At 65.7% G+C, this 18,401-nt stretch carries 18 protein-coding genes; 14 read left to right on the top strand and 4 right to left on the bottom strand.

The window, feature by feature from the left end:
- Positions 1-5 precede the first annotated feature (5 nt).
- Positions 6-761, top strand: a complete 756-nt coding sequence (locus tag MUN23_RS20330) for a ZIP family metal transporter (RefSeq protein ID WP_248760744.1) — start codon at positions 6-8, stop codon at positions 759-761.
- Between the two features lie 20 nt (positions 762-781).
- Here MUN23_RS20330 and MUN23_RS20325 read toward each other — a convergent pair whose 3' ends face one another.
- Positions 782-2,755, bottom strand: coding sequence for an amino acid transporter (locus MUN23_RS20325; protein WP_248760742.1), 1,974 nt, complete (start codon positions 2,753-2,755; stop codon positions 782-784).
- Positions 2,756-2,864: 109 nt separating this feature from the next.
- On the opposite strand from MUN23_RS20325, the gene MUN23_RS20320 reads away from it, so the two are divergent.
- The 7 genes from MUN23_RS20320 to MUN23_RS20290 all read left to right on the top strand — a co-directional run bounded on the left by MUN23_RS20320 (position 2,865) and on the right by MUN23_RS20290 (position 9,014).
- The gene (locus tag MUN23_RS20320; RefSeq protein ID WP_248760740.1) at positions 2,865-4,886 is read left to right on the top strand and encodes a DUF4118 domain-containing protein; all 2,022 of its coding nucleotides are present in this window, start codon (positions 2,865-2,867) and stop codon (positions 4,884-4,886) included.
- The gene (locus MUN23_RS20315) at positions 4,883-5,602 is read left to right on the top strand and encodes a response regulator (protein ID WP_248760739.1); all 720 of its coding nucleotides are present in this window, start codon (positions 4,883-4,885) and stop codon (positions 5,600-5,602) included. The genes MUN23_RS20320 and MUN23_RS20315 overlap by 4 nt, the downstream gene beginning before the upstream one ends.
- A 109-nt stretch (positions 5,603-5,711) precedes the next feature.
- A complete protein-coding gene (locus tag MUN23_RS20310) occupies positions 5,712-6,143 on the top strand; it encodes a VOC family protein (protein ID WP_248760735.1) in 432 nt (143 codons plus the stop codon).
- 175 nt (positions 6,144-6,318) lie between these two features.
- The gene (locus MUN23_RS20305) at positions 6,319-6,834 is read left to right on the top strand and encodes an HAD domain-containing protein (protein ID WP_248760734.1); all 516 of its coding nucleotides are present in this window, start codon (positions 6,319-6,321) and stop codon (positions 6,832-6,834) included.
- Between the two features lie 147 nt (positions 6,835-6,981).
- Positions 6,982-8,199, top strand: a complete 1,218-nt coding sequence (locus MUN23_RS20300; protein ID WP_248760733.1) for an inorganic phosphate transporter — start codon at positions 6,982-6,984, stop codon at positions 8,197-8,199.
- The gene (locus tag MUN23_RS20295; protein WP_248760732.1) at positions 8,196-8,417 is read left to right on the top strand and encodes a hypothetical protein; all 222 of its coding nucleotides are present in this window, start codon (positions 8,196-8,198) and stop codon (positions 8,415-8,417) included. Before MUN23_RS20300 ends, MUN23_RS20295 begins: the two co-directional genes overlap by 4 nt.
- A 39-nt stretch (positions 8,418-8,456) precedes the next feature.
- A complete protein-coding gene (locus tag MUN23_RS20290; protein ID WP_248760731.1) occupies positions 8,457-9,014 on the top strand; it encodes a dihydrofolate reductase family protein in 558 nt (185 codons plus the stop codon).
- Between the two features lie 22 nt (positions 9,015-9,036).
- Here MUN23_RS20290 and MUN23_RS20285 read toward each other — a convergent pair whose 3' ends face one another.
- A complete protein-coding gene (locus MUN23_RS20285; protein ID WP_099093412.1) occupies positions 9,037-9,510 on the bottom strand; it encodes a hotdog fold thioesterase in 474 nt (157 codons plus the stop codon).
- Between the two features lie 193 nt (positions 9,511-9,703).
- Here MUN23_RS20285 and polA point away from each other — a divergent pair, with 193 nt between their 5' ends.
- From polA to rpsA, 6 genes are all read left to right on the top strand, one after another.
- Positions 9,704-12,346, top strand: a complete 2,643-nt coding sequence (gene polA / locus MUN23_RS20280) for a DNA polymerase I (RefSeq protein WP_248764157.1) — start codon at positions 9,704-9,706, stop codon at positions 12,344-12,346.
- Between the two features lie 54 nt (positions 12,347-12,400).
- A complete protein-coding gene (locus MUN23_RS20275; protein WP_248760730.1) occupies positions 12,401-13,012 on the top strand; it encodes a GyrI-like domain-containing protein in 612 nt (203 codons plus the stop codon).
- A gap of 97 nt (positions 13,013-13,109) precedes the next feature.
- Positions 13,110-14,399 (top strand): GNAT family N-acetyltransferase, encoded by a 1,290-nt coding sequence (locus tag MUN23_RS20270; protein WP_371876046.1) that lies wholly within the window; start codon positions 13,110-13,112, stop codon positions 14,397-14,399.
- A gap of 27 nt (positions 14,400-14,426) precedes the next feature.
- The gene (locus MUN23_RS23515; RefSeq protein ID WP_256468657.1) at positions 14,427-15,038 is read left to right on the top strand and encodes a polysaccharide deacetylase family protein; all 612 of its coding nucleotides are present in this window, start codon (positions 14,427-14,429) and stop codon (positions 15,036-15,038) included.
- Positions 14,966-15,394 carry a hypothetical protein gene (locus tag MUN23_RS23510; protein ID WP_256468656.1) on the top strand — a complete coding sequence of 143 codons (429 nt, stop codon included), beginning with the start codon at positions 14,966-14,968 and terminating at the stop codon, positions 15,392-15,394. The genes MUN23_RS23515 and MUN23_RS23510 overlap by 73 nt, the downstream gene beginning before the upstream one ends.
- Positions 15,395-15,552: 158 nt before the next feature.
- On the top strand, positions 15,553-17,031 hold the full coding sequence (gene rpsA, locus MUN23_RS20260) for a 30S ribosomal protein S1 (protein WP_056339708.1): 1,479 nt from the start codon (positions 15,553-15,555) through the stop codon (positions 17,029-17,031).
- Between the two features lie 138 nt (positions 17,032-17,169).
- Here rpsA and MUN23_RS20255 read toward each other — a convergent pair whose 3' ends face one another.
- Both MUN23_RS20255 and MUN23_RS20250 read right to left on the bottom strand, forming a co-directional pair.
- The gene (locus tag MUN23_RS20255) at positions 17,170-17,694 is read right to left on the bottom strand and encodes a GNAT family N-acetyltransferase (RefSeq protein WP_248760726.1); all 525 of its coding nucleotides are present in this window, start codon (positions 17,692-17,694) and stop codon (positions 17,170-17,172) included.
- On the bottom strand, positions 17,678-18,394 hold the full coding sequence (locus MUN23_RS20250) for a YigZ family protein (protein WP_248760724.1): 717 nt from the start codon (positions 18,392-18,394) through the stop codon (positions 17,678-17,680). The genes MUN23_RS20255 and MUN23_RS20250 overlap by 17 nt, the downstream gene beginning before the upstream one ends.
- Between the last annotated feature and the right edge of the window lie 7 nt (positions 18,395-18,401).

Below are 18,401 nucleotides of genomic sequence, written 5' to 3'. Positions count from 1 at the left end.
GCAGCATGCCGGTGTGGCTTCAGGCGTTGATGTGGGGAACCGTGGCCGGTGCCGCCTTGGTGCTGGGGGCCGCCGCGTCGTGGAAATGGGCCATTCCGTCCAAACTGGTCTCCTCGATCATGTCCTTTGGGGCGGGCGTGCTGATTTCCGCACTGGCGTTCGAGCTCGTCGCTGAGGCGGTTGATGGCGGGGGCCTGTGGCCTACCGTGACCGGATTCCTGGCCGGCTCCGTGGTCTACGTGGGAGCGAACATGCTCCTCACACGGGCCGGCGCAAAACACCGCAAACGCTCAGGCAGCCAGCAACCGTCGGAGCAGGACAGCCCGGGCAGCGGCACGGCCATCGCCTTCGGCGCCCTCCTCGACGGGATCCCGGAGTCGATAGTGCTCGGCGTCGGACTCGTCACCGCGGGATCGGTCAGTCCGGCCATGCTTGCGGCTGTGTTCATTTCCAACGTTCCCGAGGGTCTTTCCGGAACTGCCGGGATGAAAAAGGCAGGACGCAGTACCGGCTACATTTTTGGGGTGTGGGGAGGCATCGCCGTCATGTGCGGGTTCGCCTCCCTGCTCGGGTATGTGGCGCTGGAGAACGCTCCGGACGCCGTCATCGCCTTCATTACCGCGATCGCGGCAGGCGGGATCCTGGCGATGCTCGCCGACACCATGATCCCAGAGGCGTTCGAAGAGCACCACAACCTCACCGGACTGACCGCATCCGTCGGGTTCCTGACGGCCTTCACAGTCCACCAGCTCGGGGGGTGAAGTCCCGCCGTCGTCAACGGTCAGCCCACGTGCACCCACGGCCGCTTGGTGACATCCGGTTCGGCCTCGCGGAGGATCTCGCGTGTCACGGGGGCGATCTCGCCTTCGCCCAGCACCAGGAACTTCAGGAGGTTCACGGCAGGATTTCCTTCGGTCCAGCGGAAGTAGACGTGCGGCATCAGCCCGGTCACATCGCGGATGTGCAGGAGCACCGAGGCGATGGTGTTGGGCACAACCGGTCCATGGACTTCCAGGACGGCGAACCCGTGCCGCACCACACCCCGGACCTCCAGGGCCGTCTCGAAGTCGGAGGAATCGTCCACAGTGACTTCCAGGAACAGGGGCCGGTAATCAGAGGGGAAATGGCTTGCTTCGGTGGATGACGCCAGTTTCTGCCGGTAAGCATCCGCCGACTGGCGAAGCGGTTCGTGGGCGATGATCCCGATCGGCCCGCTCAGATTCTCCGCCATGAACTCCAGGGCCTGGGTGTCCAGCCGGACGTGCGTGGCGTGCAGTTCGAAGGATCGCAGCACCCTCGAGAGCAGCGAGATGCTGATGATCCCCAGAATGAAGAAGCCGGCAATCCGGATGCCTTCGGGACGTTCAAAGATATTGGCGACCGTTGTGTAGACAAACAGCACCGTGATGATGCCAAAGCCGATGGTCCGCTTGCGCTGCTGAAGCCGGCGGGCCGAGAGTGTCACGGCCACTGCAGCCGAGGTCATCAGCACCAGGACGCCGGTGGCGTACGCCCCGCCCTGGGCATCGACGTCGGCCTCAAACAGCCAGGTGATCAGGAACCCGATCAGCGTGAAGACAAGCACGAGCGGCCGGACTGCCTTCGCCCACGCAGGGGCCATGCCATACCGCGGCAGGTACCGGGGGACAAGGTTCAGCAATCCGGCCATCGCGGACGCACCGGCGAACCACAGGATGGCGATGGTGCTCACGTCATACACCGTGCCGAAGCCCGGCCCGAGGTATTCGTGGGCCAGGAACGCCAGCGCCCTGCCGTTGGCTTCGCCGCCCGGCAGGAACTCAGCCTCGGGGATCAGGACAACCGTGGTGAAGCTGCTGGTCACGAGGAAGGAACTCATGACCAGGGCGGCGGTGGTCAGCATCCGCCGGGTCCCCTGGATCCGCCCGGCCGGGTTCTCCTGGGTATCGCCCGCGCCGCCGCGGACCTGCGGCATCACCGCCACGCCGGTTTCAAAGCCGGACAGCCCCAGCGCCAGCTTGGGGAAGACCAGCAGGGCGATGGCCACCGCCATCAGCGGATTCCCGTGGGAGGTGTTGAGCGTCTGCCACCAGTCACCGACGGCCACCGGATGCGCGGCTGCCTCCGCGAGCGACCTCGCGATGACCACCACGTTGAGCCCCAGGTACAGGACCACCAGCACAACGGCGACGCCGATGGCCTCCTTGAACCCGCGCAGGAAGACCGCAGCGAGCATGGCAAGCAGGACCAGCGTCACGGCCACCTCCTGTCCGTGCAGGGCGTCCGGTGCAAAGGGATTCTCGATCAGGTGTGCCGTGGCGTCCGCGGCGGACAACGTCATGGTGATCATGAAGTCGGTGGCGGCGAAACCCAGCAGCACCAGCACCAGGAGCTTGCCCCGCCACTTGGGGAGCAGCCGCTCCAGCATGGCGATGGATCCCTCGCCGCGGTGGCTCTCGCCGGCAACCCGGCGGTAGACGGGGAGAGCGCCGAACAGCGTCACGGCCACCAGGACCAGCGTTGCCAACGGGGAGATGGCACCGGCCGCGAGCGCCGCGATGGCCGGCTGGTAGCCCAGCGTGGAGAAGTAGTCCACGCCGGTCAGGCACATCACCTGCCACCAGTGGTGCTTCCTATGTTCGTCGGCGAGCCCGCCCGGCCCCTGATGGGTGCCCTTGGCATCCTCCAATCCATGCAGCAGCCAACTGCCAAGGGCCTCCTTCCGCGTCGCACGGAGTGCCGAGGGGTCGGCCGGGGGTCTGCTCATGGTGGTCATGAAAGCCTTTCAGTCTGCGGCACAGCACCGCGGGCACAGCCGAATCTAGTACTGCCCCCTCGCCTTGGAGCCGGATTCGGGCGGATCTTGACGCATCCTTAACGTCCGTATGAGCAACGCCACCAACCCCGGGAAAGGCCCGCACGGGACGTCGGGATCCGGGTGGGAGAATGGCGGCATGGCACGGGAACGGATAGTCATCGGCCTCAACGGCAGCGATGACGCAGAACTGCTCATCCGGCGCGCCGCCAGGATTCTCGAAAGGACCGACGGCGGCGAGCTGGTGGCCGTCCACGTCCGCACCACGGGGGGTACCGCGGGCGAGTCTCCCCAGGTTTTAGAGGCACAGCGGCGGCTGGTCAATGACCTGGGCGGGACCTACCACACCGTCTCCGCGACGGATCCGGCCCGGGCCCTGCTCGATTACGCCCGCAAGTCCAGTGCCACCCATATTGTCGTGGGGCAGTCCCGCCGCGGACCGCTTGCGGGTGTGCTGGCAGGCTTGTTCGCCGGCGGCACCGTTGAAGCCCGGGTGGTCCGCGGTGCGGGCGACGTCGACGTCCAGGTAGTTCCCCGCGTCCCGCCCCAGCGGAACGCACCACGCCGGCGGCCTGACCTGGGCCGCACCAGGGTTGCTATTGGCTTTGCGCTCGCAGCAGCCCTGCCCGCACTGCTGCAGCTGCTGCTCGCAGCCTTCGACCACAGCGTTGCCACCGCCGTCCTGATCCAGCTTGCCGGCGCCGTTGCGGTGGCGCTGGTGGGCGGGTTGTGGCCTGCCGTGGTCGGCGCCCTGTGGAGCAGCGTGCTGGTGAACTACTTTTCCACGCCGCCGCTGGGGGACCTGGCGATCAGTGATCCCCAGGACCTCCTGTCACTGGCCGTCTTTGTGGGGGTGTCAGTGGCGGTCGCCGGGGTGGTGGACGGGTCTGCCCGCCGGTCCAAGGAGGCTGCCCGCGCGCAGGCGGAGGCGGCCACGCTGGGCGACCTCGCCCTGGGCGCCTCCCGTTCGGAAGACACTCTGGACGGGATCCTGGCGGAGGCCCTGGACGTTTTTGGTGCCACCGGCGCCGGTGTGTACAGCAGCCGGGAGGGCACAGCGCAAGGTTCCAGTCCGACGTCGGGACTCGCCGGAGTCCGCGGCGCGGACGGCAGGATCTGGTCGCTCGTGGCCGGCGCGGGGGATACCGCCGGGTGGGAGCATGGCGTCACCGGACCGCCGGGCAGCACCGCGGAACCGGTCGACGACGACACCCGGCTGGTGCTGTTCGGCCGGGAGGCGCCGGCAGTGGAAAGCCGGTTGCTGGGTGCGTTTGCGGTCCACGTGAAAGCCCAGCTGGAACGCCGCCAGCTGGCCGTCAGCCGGCGCGAGGTGCTGCGGCTGGCCGAAGGGAACTCCATGCGCACGGCGATCCTGCGGGCGGTGTCCCACGACCTGCGGACCCCCCTGGCGGGGATCAAGCTCGCCGCCGGTGGCTTGCTGCAGCGGACCGTCACCTATACGCCCGCGGAAGAACGGGAGCTGCTGGAAACCATTGACGAATGCACGGACCGGCTGGACCAGCTGGTGGGAAACCTCTTGGACATGTCAAGGATCACCGCCGATTCCGTCCGGCCGCTGCTGGGACCCGTGCGGTGGAGCGAGGTTGTTGCGCCGGCCCTGCGCGGGCTCCCGGACGGTACAGTCCGGGTGGAGCTGCCCGCCAACATGCCCACCGTCGAGGCTGATCCGGTGCTGCTGGACCGCGTGATCGCGAACATTGTGGAAAACGCCGTCAAGTACGCGCCGGGTTCGGGGATCACCATCACCGGCGCTTCCGACGGCATGGGTGCAGCCACGCTGGATGGCTATCCGTCCGGCGAACTGCGGATCATCGATCACGGCGCCGGTGTGCCCGCCGGGAAGGTGCTTGAGATGTTCCAGCCGTTCCAGCGGCTCCACGACCGGCCCCAGGCCACCGGAGTGGGACTGGGCCTGGCCGTCGCCGACGGGTTCGTCAGGGCCATGGGCGGGACGCTGACTGCACAGGAAACTCCCGGCGGCGGGCTGACCATGGTGATCAGGCTGGCCCTTTCCACCGGCTCGCCGGGCGCGCGCCACGCGGCCGGCCAGCCGCGTCAGGAGGCCACATGAATTCGGACCAGGCTGGTTCTTCCGGCACGCAGGGCGGCCGCCGGACCAGTGTGCTGGTTGTCGACGACGATCCCCACCTGCTGAAGGCACTCCGGATCACGCTCCAGGCCCACGGTTACGCCGTGGAGTCAGCGGCCGACGGCGGCACAGCCTTGCGTGCCGCTTCCCACCGTCCGCCGGACGTAATGATCCTGGACCTCGGACTGCCGGACCTGGACGGAGCGGAAGTCCTGCGGGAACTCCGTCGATGGAGCAGCCTGCCCGTACTCGTGCTGTCCGCACGCCACGGCTCATCGGACAAAGTCGACGCCCTGGATGCCGGTGCGGATGACTACATCACCAAGCCCTTCGGACTCGACGAGCTGTTGGCCCGCCTGCGGGCCCTCCTGCGCCGCGTTCCGGATCCGGCGTCGGCACCCACGGTGGCCGCATCCTCCTTCACCGTGGACTTGGCCCAGCGGCAGGTCACGAGGGACGGGGACGTTGTCCGGCTGACGCCGACCGAATGGAACATCCTGGAACTGCTGGTCCGGAACCCTGCCCGGCTGGTGACCCAGCAGCAGCTGCTGCTGGACGTCTGGGGACCGGCCTACCAGACGGAAGCCAACTACCTGCGCGTGTACATGGCCCAGTTGCGGCGGAAGCTGGAGGCCGATCCCGGGAAACCCCGCCACCTCCTCACGGAACCTGGTGTGGGATACCGCTTTATGCCCTGAAAACTGCGGGGCATCAGGCTCCGTGAACCCTATGAACGCGGCGGGAAGTGCGGCAGGATGTTGACTGTTCCGATTCCGTTTCAGTTCTGTACTTCAAGGAGAACCGGCCATGCCAACGACGCTCAACCCCTACCTTGGCTTTCGCGAGAACGCCCGCGAGGCGATGACCTTCTACCAGTCCGTCTTCGGCGGCGACCTGGCCCTCAGCACGTTCGGGGAGTTCCACGCCAGCGAAGATCCGGCGGAAGCCGACAAAATCATGCACGGCATGCTGACGGCCAGCAACGGCCTGGTCCTGATGGGGGCGGACACGCCGAACGGCATGGACCTCGCGACCGGCAGCTCCATTTCGGTTTCGCTCAGCGGCGACGACGAAGCTGAACTGCGCGGCTATTGGGAGAAGCTGTCCGCCGACGGCGGCACGGTCACCGTTCCCCTGGAACCGGCGCCCTGGGGCGACATCTTCGGCATGTGCACCGACAAGTTCGGCACCGCCTGGCTGGTCAACGTCAACAACCCCCAGGCCGCTCCCGCGTCATAGGCTCCCACGTCCAACCAGGACAGAGAACGACGGACCAAAGGCGTTCTCTGCCTGGGAGACACCGCTTATCCGCGAGTCCTTGAGGAGGGGCTGCACGCAATGCAACCATTGATGCGTGCAGCCCCTCAATCATTTAAGGGCCGTTCCGGGCCTGCCGGCCTGACCGGGAGCGGCAGTGCGGAACGTCACCCTGTACCTGGACGTCGACGGCGTCGTTTGCCCGTTCGGAGCAACGGGCACGACGCCATGGGGTTCCGGCTGGATACTTGCGAACGCCGGCGTGCTCGAAGTGGCGTATGCGGGCCAGCTGGTTGACGGGCTGAACCGGCTTTCCCGGTTGCCTGGAGTCCGGTGCGTGTGGCTCACCAGCTGGGAGGAGATGGCCGCGGACTACTTATGCCCTGCCATCGGACTTGCCGGCGGCCACTGGCCCTGCCTGACAGCGGATGGTGCCGGAACGGGGGAGGGCTGGTGGAAGCTTGCCGCCCTCCAGGAGGACCTGGCGGCCAACGCCCCGGATGGCATCGTGTGGATTGACGATCAGCTCCGCTATGAACAGGTAGCACTGGCGTGGGCCGGATTCCTGGGCCGACGCATCCTCACGGTGTCGCCCGATCCGCGCCGGGGAATCTCTCCCGGCGAACTAGCCGCCGTCGGTGGGTTTGTCACGGAGCAGCTGTTTTTGACCTGATGCCATGGACGCGTACGATCGATAGGGTTTCACGCCGGTTCTGTTAACTCCACAGGTCATTTCACATGAACTGCAGGTGAATAATGCGTTGCAGGGCACGGCGGGTAGTGGAACTGCTGAACGTCGACTCTGCAGATTGGGCAACAGGTGGATATCACCTTTATGGTGGCGCTGGTCATCGGACTGGCATTATTTTTCGACTTCACAAACGGATTCCATGACACCGCGAATGCGATGGCTACGCCCATCGCCACCGGTGCCATTAAACCGAAGACCGCTGTGACGCTCGCCGCAATCCTGAACCTGGTCGGTGCCTTCCTGTCGACGGAAGTGGCCAAAACAGTCTCCGGCGGCATCATCCGGGAAGGCTCCGACGGTGTCCAGATCACGCCGGACATTATTTTCGCCGGCCTTATGGGCGCCATCCTCTGGAACATGATCACCTGGCTCAAGGGACTGCCGTCGAGCTCATCCCACGCACTCTTCGGCGGGCTGATCGGCGCGGCCATCGCCGGCATCGGGTTCAATTCCGTGAACCTGGAAACCCTGCTCCAGAAGGTCATCCTGCCCGCCATCTTCGCGCCGCTCATTGCCGGCCTGGTGGCGTACCTCTGCACTCGGCTCGCGTATGCCCTGACGTCGCGGCACGATCCGGAAACCGGCGGCAAGCTGACGCAGAAGCGGGGCGGGTTCCGCACCGGCCAGATCTTCACGTCCAGCCTGGTGGCGCTGGCCCACGGCACCAACGACGCCCAGAAGACCATGGGCATCATCACCCTGGTGCTGATTTCCGCCGGCACCCAGGCCCCGGGTTCGGGCCCGCAGTTCTGGGTCATCACGGCATGCGCCCTGGCCATCGCCGTCGGCACCTACGCAGGTGGCTGGCGCATCATCCGGACCATGGGTTCCGGGCTCACCGAGGTCAAGCCTGCCCAGGGATTCGCGGCCGAGACCAGTACCGCCTCTGCCATCCTTGCGTCTTCCCACCTGGGCTTCGCCCTGTCCACTACCCAGGTGGCGTCAGGGTCCGTCATCGGGTCCGGCATGGGCCGTAAGGGCACCACGGTGCGGTGGAACATGGTGGGCAAGATCGCCCTGGGCTGGCTGTTTACACTTCCCGCCGCCGGCGTTGTGGGCGCGCTGACCGCGCTGCTCGTGAAGACCGGCGTGGTGGGTGTGGTGATTGCCGCCGTCGCCGGCACCGCCGCGGTGCTGTTTATGTTCGCCTACTCCCGGAAGTCCGCGGTGGGCCACCACAATGCCGTGGAAGTCGAAGAAGCGGGCCAGGCCGTCCGCTTTGCCAAGAAGAAAGCCTTCGCCCGGGCCCGTGCCAAGGCGAACCAGCACGAGGATGTTCAGCGATGAAGTGGTTGGAACTCTTGACAGTGGCAGGTGCCACCCTGGTGTCCGCGGTGACCGTTGTGGTCCTGTATTCATTGGGCGTGCGGCTGACGGCCATCGCCGGTGACGCCCGGCAGGCCTCACCCCGCACCACGCGCTACTTCGCCTACACCTGCTTTGGCCTCTGCGGCGTTGCTGTGCTGTTCGGGCTTTACCTGATCATTCCGTACTTCAGCAAATAGGCCTTCAGCGCGTCAACGCCGCAGGGCTAATCTGGTTCCATGTCAAGGATCCAGTATTTTGTCGCGGCCTCCATTGACGGGTTCATCGCCACCACCAAGGATGACCTCGCCTGGCTTCTCGAGTTCGATGGCTTCGAGGGCGGCAAGGAAAGCTACGAAACCTTCATGGCCGGCATCGGCTGCATCGTGATGGGCGGCGAGACGTACGCCTGGCTGATGGAGCACGAACCCGGCAACTGGCCGTACCCTTCCACACCCTGTTATGTGTTTACCCGGCACGAGCACGTTGCCCCGGCCGGCACGGACATCACGTTCGTCCGCGGACCCGTCCAGGAGTTCATCCAGGACTTCAAGGACCATGCCGGCGGCATGAACGTCTGGGTGGTGGGCGGCGGCAACCTCGCTGCGCAGTTCGCCAACGCAGGACTGCTGGATGACCTCATCCTTTCTGTCATCCCCGTGGTCTTGGGAGACGGCAAACGGCTGCTGCCATTGGAGGGCCCGACGGCGCCACTTGAGTTGACGGCGTCCCGCACCTTGGGCCGCGGCATAGTGGAGCTCCGCTACACCTTCACGTCCCCGGTTACGGCACGCTAGGGAGCTGAACGGACGGAGGCGCTTAGGCCTCCGCGGGCTCGTTGTCCCGCAGCATGTTGGTGAGGCGTGCGGTGGAGAGGCGGCGGCCTTGTTCGTCGGTCATCACGATTTCATGCGTTGTCAGTGTCCGGCCCAGGTGGATCGCGGTGCAGGTACCTGTCACGGTGCCCGCAGCGATTGCACGGTGGTGGGTGGCGCTCACTTCGATGCCCAGGGCATGCCTGCCGGCGCCGGCGTGCATCCCGGCGGCGAAGGACCCCAGGGTTTCGGCCAGCACCACATGGGCGCCGCCGTGGAGGATGCCCGCCACCTGGGTGTTCCCTTCCACCGGCATGGTGGCCACCGTTCGTTCCGGGCTCATCTCCAGGAAGTGGATCCCCATCTTCACCACCAGGGCGCCGATGCCCAGGCGGCCGAGCCAGTCGTGGAGGTGCGCCGGGATGCCTGCTGTGACCAATTCCTCAGTGAAGGGCCCGGGCGTGAAATTGTCCATCATGGGAACTAGGCTGGCACCTGTGAGTGAAACTACCAAACCGGCCCCCTTCCCGTCCGAGACCGCAGTACTTGACGCTGATGCTGCCCTGCAGGACATCAACGTCCTGCCGGCCGGAGGCCAGGTTTCCGCCACGGAAGCCCCGGTGCCTCCCATCACCGGCCAGCCGCGGCTCCTGGTGCTGGATGGCCACTCGATGGCGTTCCGCGCGTTCTTCGCTTTGCCGGCGGACAAGTTCTCCACCGCCAACGGACAGCACACCAACGCCATCCACGGTTTCACGTCCATGCTCATCAACCTGATCAAGGAACAGAAGCCCACCCACATTTGTGTCGCCTTCGACGTCTCGGATGACACCACTCACCGGAAAGCCGAGTACAGCGAGTACAAGGGCGGACGCAACGAAACGCCCCGTGAGATGAGCGGCCAGATCGACCTCATCGACAAGGTCATGGGCGCTTGGGGCATCAAAACCATCAAACTGCCCGGCTATGAGGCAGATGACATCCTGGCCACCCTCGCCGCCATGGGGGAAAAGGCCGGTTTCGAGGTGCTGCTCGTCTCGGGCGACCGTGACGCCTTCCAGCTGATCACGGACAACGTTTTTGTGCTGTACCCGCGAAAGGGCGTCAGCGACATTCCCCGGATGGACGCGGCAGCCATCCAGGAAAAGTATTTTGTGACGCCCGCGCAGTATTCGGACCTTGCCGCTTTGGTGGGGGAGACCGCGGACAACCTCCCGGGCGTTCCGGGCGTCGGCCCTAAAACCGCGGCCAAGTGGATCAACCTTTACGGCGGTCTTGAGGGCGTCCTCGAGCACCTGGATGCGATCGGCGGCAAGGTGGGCGATGCCCTCCGGGAAAACGTGGAGGACGTCAAACGCAACCGACGCCTGAACAGGCTCCACACGGATCTCGAACTCCCACTCACCCTGGACGATCTCGCGGAACCGCGGCCGGACGAAGCCGCGCTGGAGGCGTTGTTCGACGAACTTGAATTCAAGACCATCCGTACCCGGCTCTTTGCCCTGTACGGCAGTGAAGACGTGGAATCTGCGGAGCGCGAAACCATCGCCGCGCCCGACTTCGTGACTCCCGCAGGGGCCGCCGAGCTGGGTGCCTTCCTGGCGGCCGGCGCTGGCAAGACGTCCGCGGTCGCCGTCGACCTGGTGCCCGGGCGGATCGGCGAGGACGCCGCCGCACTGGCCATTGTCCGTGACGATGCCGCCGTCTATATCGACCTCGCCGCGCAGGACGCCGCAGCCGAAAACGTCCTGGCGGACTGGCTGCGTGATGAAAGCTCGTCAAAGGTCATGCACGGCTACAAGGCTGCGCTCAAGGCCCTGTCCAGCCGCGGCCTGGGACTGGAAGGCGTGGTGGATGACTCCTCAATTTCCGGATACCTCATCCAGCCGGACCGCCGCACGTATGAACTCGCCGAGTTGGCCCAGCACCACCTCAACGTCAGTGTTCCGTCTGAGACCTCCAAGGCGGGCCAGCTGGAGCTGGCGTTCGACGGCGACGACGCCGCCGCTGCCGGCGCGCTGGTCCAGGTGGCGGCCGTGGTCCAGGCCCTGAGCCGGCACTTCGCATCAGAACTCACCGAACGCAAGGCTGGGGACCTGCTGACCACCCTGGAGCTGCCCGTCAGCCGGGTGCTGGCCGACATGGAAACCGCGGGCATCGCCATCGACCTGCCGCGCATGGACGACCAGATCGCCGATCTGGCCAAAGTGATCGACAACGCGCAGGAACTTGCCTTCGCCGCGATCGGCCACGAGGTTAATCTCGGATCGCCCAAGCAGCTGCAGACCGTGCTCTTTGACGAACTCGAATTGCCGAAAACGAAGAAGATCAAGTCCGGCTACACCACCGATGCCGCGTCGCTGAAGAACCTGCTGGAAAAGACCGGCCACGAATTCCTGGTCCAGCTGATGGCGCACCGGGAGTCGTCGAAGCTGCGCCAGATGCTGGAGTCGCTCAAGAAGTCCGTGACCGAAGACGGCCGGATCCACACCACCTACGCGCAGAACGTGGCAGCGACGGGCCGGATCTCCTCCAACAATCCCAACCTGCAGAACATCCCCATCCGCAGCGAGGAAGGCCGTCGCGTCCGCGGCATCTTTGTGGTCAGCGACGGCTACGAGTGCCTGCTGTCCGCGGACTACTCACAGATCGAAATGCGGATCATGGCGCACCTTTCGGGCGACGCAGGCCTGATCCAGGCCTACCAGGACGGCGAAGACCTCCACCGGTTTGTGGGCTCGAACATCTTCCACGTGCCCACCGAGGAAGTCACCAGTGCCATGCGCTCCAAGGTCAAGGCGATGTCCTACGGCCTCGCCTATGGCCTGACTTCGTTTGGCCTGTCCAAGCAGCTGGAAATTTCCGTGGACGAGGCCCGCACGCTGATGAAGGACTACTTTGACCGGTTCGGCGCTGTCCGCGACTACCTTCGCGGTGTGGTGGACCAGGCCCGGGTGGACGGCTATACGGCCACCATCGAGGGGCGTCGCCGCTACCTGCCGGACCTCACCAGCACGGACCGGCAGCTGCGCGAAAACGCGGAGCGCATCGCCCTGAACTCACCCATCCAGGGATCGGCCGCTGACATCATCAAACGCGCCATGCTGGGCGTGCACGCTGAACTGGCGGCCCAGGGCCTGAAGTCGCGCATGCTCCTGCAGGTCCACGACGAACTGGTCCTTGAAGTCGCAGCCGGCGAGCGTGTTGCGGTGGAGAAGCTCGTCACCGAGCAGATGGGCTCCGCCGCGGACCTCAGCGTCCCGCTGGATGTCCAGATCGGTGTGGGCCCCAGCTGGTACGACGCCGGCCACTAGGCTGCTGGGAACGGGCCGGGAACGGGCTGCTGGGAACGAATGGGCGGGGGCGCGATGGACAAGTACGACGTCAAGAAACAGTTCAAGGATCTGTACGCGCCCCGGGCCCGGGACTTCGAGACGGTCACCGTCCCTCCACTGAGCTACCTGATGCTGGACGGGCACGGTAACCCGGGGACGGCCCCCGCCTATGCCGCCGCCCTCGAAGCCCTGTATTCGGTGTCCTACGCCCTCAAGTTCGCCAGCAAGCACGCGGGCCGGGACTACGTCGTCGGGCCGTTGGAGGGCCTGTGGACAGCAGACGATCCTGACGCCTTCACCAGGGGTGAGAAGGACAGCTGGAAGTGGACCATGATGATCCATCAGCCGGGCTGGATCGGCGCATCCGAGGTGCAGGACGGTATCGCGAAGGCTGCGGCGAAGAACGTTCCGGGGCTGGACCTGCTCCGCCTTGAGACCCTCGATGAAGGCCTCTCGCTGCAGATCCTGCACATCGGCAGCTACGACGACGAGGCCCCCACGCTGCACCGCCTGCACAGTGAATACATGCCGTCCAAGGGCTTCGGATTTGCCGGCCTGCACCACGAGATCTACCTCACCGACGCCCGCCGGGTGGCACCGGAAAGGCTCAAAACCATCCTCCGCCAACCCGTGCGGCGGCTCTGAGCCATTTCCCGCCGGCCCTGCGGAACTTCCTGCCTGTGAGCGTGTTGCTGCTGGCCAGGCCCCGGATTCATTGGTTAGGCTCGGCGGTGTGGCTGAACTGAGTGATGACTATGAAATCCGGCGCTTCCCAGCGGCATCCCAGGGCGAGGCGGGTTATCCCGACGCCGAATCATGGGTGAAGGCGGTCGCCTTTGGCTTCCACGAATCCACGCGGACACCGGAGCATGTTGCCAAATCCTTGGAGACCTACGCAGCTGACCGAAGGATCTTCACCGGCGCCTACCAGACCCGGGAAGTCGCGCCTGGGTCGCTCCCCGCGGACGTACCCGTGGCAACCTTCGGCACCCTGCGCAAAACACTCAACATCGGCTTCGGCCGGCTGCTGGAAACCCAACTGGTCACAGCCGTGACGGTCCGGACCTCGCATCGGCGGCGCGGCCTGCTGCGCCGGATGATGTCCGAGGACCTGGCCCTGGCGAGGGACGATGGCCTGGCAATGGCCGCCCTGACAGCGTCCGAGGGCTCCATCTATGGACGCTTTGGCTACGGCGTGGCCAGCTTCGAACGGTCCGTGAAAGTGGACACCACCGCCCGGTTCCGGCTTAATCACCACGCCGTCGGTACCGTGGACGTCGCGGACCCCCGTGTGCTGCTGGACCTGGCGCCGGTCATCTTCGACCGCGTGCACCGCCTGACGCCGGGATCGATCGGCCGCCAGGACTGGTACCGCCAGCTGGCTTCAGGGTCCTTGGGCCGCGAGGGCAAGGAAGATCCTGCCGTCAAGGTGGCACTGCACTACGGGCCCGACGGCGCCGTGGACGGCTACGTCTCCTACAAATTCCTCGGCTGGGACACCGAGCCCTACACCATGCAGGTTGTGGACCTCGTGGCGGCCACGAACGAGGCGTACCTGGAGCTGTGGCAGTTCCTGGCCGCCATCGACCTGGTGGAACGCGTCACGTGGGAGGAAGCGCCGCTGGATGACCCGCTCACCTGGGCACTGTCCGATCCCCGCTGCATCGACTCCTCAGACAGCCGGGACATGCTCTGGCTCCGCATCCTGGACGTGGCCCAGGCGCTGGAAGCCCGGCATTACCCGGTGGACGGAAAGCTGGTGCTCGAGGTGCAGGACCCGCTCGGCCTCACGGCGGGAACGTTTGGCGTGGACGTCAGTAGCGGCGAGGCCGCCGTCGTACGCCTGGACGTGCCAACCGAGCCTGACCTGACGCTGGATGTCTCCGCATTGTCATCAATTTATCTGGGCGCAGTCTGTCCGGTTACGCTGACTTCGGCTGGGCGAATCCGTGAACACAAGCAGGGCGCGTCGCTCCGGGCACGGGGGATGTTCGCGGTTGAGCGGGCCACCCACTGCCTGACCCACTTCTAGGGCCCCTGCCTCGTTCAAGGACAATCCATGGGGGATTTTGGTGTGCCCGGGCCGACGGGCCGACGGGCTATTTTGCTCGGTCTGGCGTCCGGCGTTCTTGCTGCCGTGGCATCGTGTTCGTCGGCGGACACGGTCGGGCTCGAGTCCGCGCCTCTTTCGGATGAACGCGGGGACCTCGCGGTACTTGCCCCGCCCGTGCCAAACGGGCCAGAAGCGTCGGCGGTACCGTCGCAGGTCCCGGCCGCGACGGCAGCCGCAGTCCTGCCGCCGTCAAAAGCCCAGCTGGTGACGGAATTCGACGGCCGCCGGCCGGCCGAGTGGGGTCTGGCGGTGACCGGAGTGGTCACCAGGTCGCCAGGCAGTCATACGGCGCTCACCTTCGATGCCTGCGGCGGCCCCGGCGGATCCGGCGTCGACAAGGAACTGCTCGCCACGCTCCGGCGGCTGAACATCCCGGCCACCCTTTTTGTGAATGCCCGGTGGATCCATGCAAACCGGCAGGTCGCTGCCGAGCTGGGGCAGGACCGCTCTTTGAACTGGCGAACCATGGTTGGCACCACCGGCCGTTGTCCGTCATCGGACGATCCGCCTACGGCATCCCCGGCACCACAAGCCTGGCCGACGCATATGACGAACTGACGGGGTGCCAGGACCTGCTGCGGGAAATAGCAGGCCGACAGCCGCGGTTCTTCCGCCCCGGCACGGCATATCTCGACGAGGTGGCCGCCGCGATGTCCCGGCGTCTGGGCATGTTGCCGGTCAACTTCAGCATCAACGCCGACGCCGGCGCCACGCTGGCGCCATCAGCGGTTGCCTCTGCCTTGGCCACAGCACGTCCTGGCGATATCGTCATAGCGCATTTCAATAAGCCCGGCGGCGGCACAGCCGCCGGCTTCCGGCAGGCCCTGCCACAACTGCAGGGCGGCGGAACCACGTTCGCCCGACTAGGCGATGTGTTGCCATGCGCTTTGACCCTCGTTGGCCGCTGCGACTAGAATAAGTGGGCGCGTACTACGTGCGCGTTTCTAGAATCCACAAATCAGGAAGACCCGGAAGATCCCTGCGATCGCCCGAAGACCTGCGCCTGCGTTCCATAACGCGGGCGCGGCGGTTTGCCTGACCGACTAACTATCCACAACGGAGCCCCTACTACATGACCATCACCTCCACCGAGAAGCCCGGTACCCCCGTAGTCGCCATTAACGACATCGGTACCGCTGAGGACTTCCTCGCAGCAGTCGACGCCACCATCAAGTACTTCAACGACGGCGACCTCGTCGAAGGTACCGTCGTCAAGGTCGACCGCGATGAAGTTCTGCTCGACATCGGTTACAAGACCGAAGGTGTCATCCCCTCCCGCGAGCTGTCCATCAAGCACGACGTTGATCCCGGAGACGTTGTCTCCGTTGGCGATCTCGTCGAAGCCCTGGTGCTCACCAAGGAAGACAAAGAAGGCCGCCTGATCCTCTCCAAGAAGCGGGCTCAGTACGAGCGCGCCTGGGGCGACATCGAGAAGGTCAAGGAAGAAGACGGTGTTGTCACCGGTACCGTCATCGAGGTTGTCAAGGGTGGTCTTATCCTCGACATCGGTCTGCGCGGCTTCCTGCCCGCATCCCTCGTCGAGATGCGCCGTGTGCGCGACCTCGCTCCGTACATCGGTCAGAAGATCGAAGCCAAAATCATCGAGCTGGACAAGAACCGCAACAACGTTGTGCTGTCCCGCCGTGCCTGGCTCGAGCAGACCCAGTCCGAGGTTCGCTCCACGTTCCTCAACAAGCTGGAAAAGGGCCAGGTCCGTCCCGGCGTCGTTTCCTCCATCGTCAACTTCGGTGCATTCGTGGACCTGGGCGGCGTTGACGGCCTCGTTCACGTTTCGGAGCTGTCCTGGAAGCACATCGACCACCCGTCCGAGGTTGTCGAAGTTGGCCAGGAAGTCACTGTCGAGGTTCTCGAAGTCGACCTGGACCGCGAGCGTGTTTCCCTGTCGCTCAAGGCTACGCAGGAAGATCCGTGGCAGACCTTCGCCCGCACCCACGCCCTCGGGCAGGTTGTTCCGGGTAAGGTCACCAAGCTCGTTCCGTTCGGTGCGTTCGTACGCGTCGAAGACGGCATCGAAGGCCTCGTGCACATCTCCGAACTGGCAGTCCGCCACGTGGAGCTGGCTGAGCAGGTTGTCTCCGTTGGTGACGAGCTGTTCGTCAAGGTCATCGACATCGACCTTGAGCGCCGCCGCATCTCCCTCTCGCTCAAGCAGGCTAACGAGGGCGTTGACGCCGAGTCCACCGAATTCGATCCGGCTCTCTACGGCATGTCCGCTGAGTACGACGAAGAGGGCAACTACAAGTACCCGGAGGGCTTCGACCCGGAGTCCAACGAGTGGCTTGAAGGCTACGAGAACCAGCGCGCCGTTTGGGAGCAGCAGTACGCTGACGCCCAGACCCGCTGGGAAGCACACAAGAAGCAGGTTGCCCAGCACGCTGCCGACGACGCTGCAGCTGCAACGTCCGGTGACAGCGATTCAGGCACCACCAGCTACTCCTCGGAGCCTGCTGCTGAGTCCAACGCCGGTGCAGGCACGCTTGCATCCGACGAGGCTCTTGCCGCTCTGCGCGAGAAGCTGACCGGCAACTAATTGCCACCGGCCCGGGGCTTCCCGGGCCAACACAGCGGGCCCCTGCGAAAGCAGGGGCCCGCTGTGCTTAACCGAAAACCTGTGTTAACCGGCCATCTGACCAGCACTTAATGCTTCCAAACGTGCACTTCGGAGTGTCTACTGCGGGTTAGTTGAGAGTACGACGACGGCACTCACCGCGCCGCCGTCGTCGTGCGTCAGGACCGCGCCAGCGGCGATGAGGAGCCGCTGCGCGCCGATGTTGGCTGCCGTGGTTTTGGCCACGACGCGGTGCAGTCCGGCGCGGCGGGCTTCCGCCAGTACCAGCCGCAACGCGGCGCCGCCGACACCGTGGCCGCGGTAGCTCCGGCCCAGCCAGATGCCGGTCTCCGCTGTTTCGTGTTGCGCCGTTTCCGCGTCCGTCAGCTTGAGCCTGATCGCGCCGGCCGGGCTGCCGTCGCAGAGCACTGCCCAGCTCTTTTCCGTGGCCGGTCCCTCCAGTCCCGCGGCTGCAGACCGGTGGTAGGCGAGGAACCAGTCGATGCGTTCGGCATTCCAGCCCGTCCCGTTGCCCAGCGGCGGTGTGACGTCATCCGCGGACGCATCCAGCTGTGCCAGCTGAAGCAGCCGCTCCAGCATGGGGTCGTCGACGTCTGCCAGACGGACTTCAGGGGAGCGGGGCATCGAGCCACTCCGTTCCGGCCGCCGTGAGCACGGTTCTCCCGGCGGTGAGCGACAACACGCGTTCGGTGGCCGCAGAGATTTCCGCGGCATCGTCAGGCACGGCCAGGCGCAGGATCGTGTCCTGCGCTCCGTAGCTGGTTTCCGCCATCACAAACCCCGCCGCCCGAAGATCGTTCTCCAGCCGTCCCGCAGCGGCGTGCGGCACCGACGCTGAGCAGATCCGCAGCCGGCTGCGGCGGACCAGTGGGGCCCGTTCCAGGGCCGCGGAAACCGACTCTGAATACGCCCGCACCAGCCCACCCGCCCCTAGCAGGATGCCGCCGAAGTAGCGGACGACGACGGCGCTGACGTCGCTGATGTCCGTCATACCCGGCGCCGTTTCCCTTTTGATGATGGCCTCCAGCATGGGGATTCCGGCCGTGCCGGAGGGCTCGCCGTCGTCATTGGAGCGCTGGATGTCCCGGTCCGGCCCCAGGACGAATGCCGAGCAGTGGTGGCGGGCATCGTGGAACTCGCGGCGCAGGCCGGCCACCAGGTCCCGCGCGGTGTCCTCGTTGTCGGCGCGGCGCAGCACGGTAATGAATCTGGAGCGTTTAATCTCGATCTCGTGCCGGAACTCCGGCCCCAACGCGAGCGTGGTGTACGCGGTGGCCCTGCTGTCTGCGGCGTCAGTGCTCTGTGTATCCGCTGTTTGTGCCACGTCTTCA

Source organism: Pseudarthrobacter sp. SSS035 (genome assembly GCF_023273875.1).
In the GTDB taxonomy this organism is placed as follows: domain Bacteria; phylum Actinomycetota; class Actinomycetes; order Actinomycetales; family Micrococcaceae; genus Arthrobacter.
The sequence above is the reverse complement of the archived record's forward strand: the minus strand, read 5'-3'. Positions and strand labels throughout refer to the sequence as shown.